Annotated in this window: 2 protein-coding genes and 2 pseudogenes; 3 read left to right on the top strand and 1 reads right to left on the bottom strand. The window is 68.9% G+C overall.

Annotated elements, in window-relative coordinates:
- From A9Z05_RS38105 to A9Z05_RS27530, 3 genes and pseudogenes are all read left to right on the top strand, one after another.
- Positions 1–272: pseudogene (locus A9Z05_RS38105) on the top strand (MFS transporter); the annotation flags it as partial.
- Between the two features lie 2 nt (positions 273–274).
- Positions 275–602 (top strand): annotated as a pseudogene (locus A9Z05_RS38100) (MFS transporter); the annotation flags it as partial.
- Positions 603–656: 54 nt separating this feature from the next.
- Entirely contained in the window at positions 657–1103 is a 447-nt protein-coding gene (locus A9Z05_RS27530; RefSeq protein ID WP_069620876.1) for a MarR family winged helix-turn-helix transcriptional regulator, read from the top strand.
- 68 nt (positions 1104–1171) lie between these two features.
- On the opposite strand, the gene A9Z05_RS38095 is transcribed toward A9Z05_RS27530, so the two are convergent.
- A partial coding sequence (locus A9Z05_RS38095; RefSeq protein WP_256122107.1) for a DJ-1/PfpI family protein occupies positions 1172–1412 on the bottom strand: 241 nt, incomplete at its 5' end.

Genomic DNA, 1412 nt, shown 5'->3' with positions numbered 1-1412 from the left:
CGCCGCTCGTCGTGTTCATCACGATCGGCAGCATCATGAACGGTCGCGTCATCACGCGCATTCGCAACCCGAACACGATGCTGCACGTCGGCTTCGTGCTGTTCGCCATCGCGTGCGCGGGCATCGTCGTGTCGACCCACGCGACGCCGACTTGGATGCTGATGGCGCTGATGGTCGCGGGCGGCATCGGGCTCGGCTTCGTGCTGCCGAACCTCACCGTGTTCGCGCAGCAGACGGCCGGCCGCGAGCACCTCGGCATCGCGACCGCGCTGNNGCTGACGGGCACGCTCGTCAATCAGATGTATTCGAGCGGCGTGCGCAATGCGCTGTCGGCCGACCAGGCGATGCAGTGGCACGCGCGGCTCGCCGATCCGCAGATCCTGATCGATCGCGCGGCGCAGGGCGGTCTCGTCGCGGAGTTGACGCGTGCCGGGCATAATGGCGCGCTGCTGCTGGAAGCGGCCCGCGAATCGCTGGTCGGCGCGATTCACCTGGGCGTCGCGATGGCGGCGGTCGTCGCCGTGGTGTCGGTGTGGCAGTGCCGTCGCGTGCCGCCGATCGCGCTGCGGCGCAAGATCGAACCGCACGTCGCGGCCGATTGACCGATCGGGCGAGCGATTCGCCGACTCAACGATTCACCGGAACGAAATCAGCGCATGGAAGAACAGGACCGCGTCGCGATCTTGCAGCAATTCGGACGCACGTATCGCGCGTTCATGACCGCGTTCGAGGCGCACGTCGGGCAGCCGATGCCGCGCTGGCGCATCATGGTCGCGCTGCACACGATGGACGGGCATGCGTCGCAGAAGAAGCTCGTCGAAGTGCTGCGCATCGATCCGGGCGCGCTCACGCGCCAGTTGAAGTCGCTCGACGCGCTCGGCTGGATCGAGCGCGAATCGGACGCGCGCGACAACCGCGTGACCAATGTCACGCTGACGGACGCAGGCCGCGCGGCGTTCGACGCGTGCCTGCCGCGCCGCAAGGCGTTTCTCGAACAGACGATGGCGCAGCTGCCGGACGACGTGCTGAATGCGCTGTCGGGCGCGCTCGCGATGCTGGAATCGCGGATCGCGGACGTCGGGTCGACGCCGGTCGCGCGTTGATACGCACGGCCGGGCGGCGTGTCAGCGCCGCCGGCCATCGCTTCATTTCACCCTGATTGGGCGCAGATTTACAGCTCGATGCGCGTGCCGAGCAGTGCGAGAAACTGCGCGAGCCAGGCCGGATGCGCGGGCCAGGCGGGCGCGGTGACGAACGGCGCGTCGGTTACGGCCGCGTCGACCGGGATGTCCGCGTACTCGCCGCCCGCGAGCTTCACCTCCGGCGCGCAGGCCGGGTACGCCGAAATGCGTTTGCCGCGGATCACGTCGGCGGCCGCGAGCAGTTGCGCCGCGTGGCAGATCGCCGCGATC

The organism is Burkholderia sp. A2 (assembly GCF_001729305.1).
Taxonomy (GTDB): domain Bacteria; phylum Pseudomonadota; class Gammaproteobacteria; order Burkholderiales; family Burkholderiaceae; genus Burkholderia; species Burkholderia sola.
The sequence above is the reverse complement of the archived record's forward strand: the minus strand, read 5'-3'. Positions and strand labels throughout refer to the sequence as shown.

Excerpts from the sequence above, each read along its gene's own strand:
- A9Z05_RS27530 (WP_069620876.1), top strand. The coding sequence starts at position 657 with ATGGAAGAACAGGACCGCGTCGCGATCTTGCAGCAATTCGGACGCACG.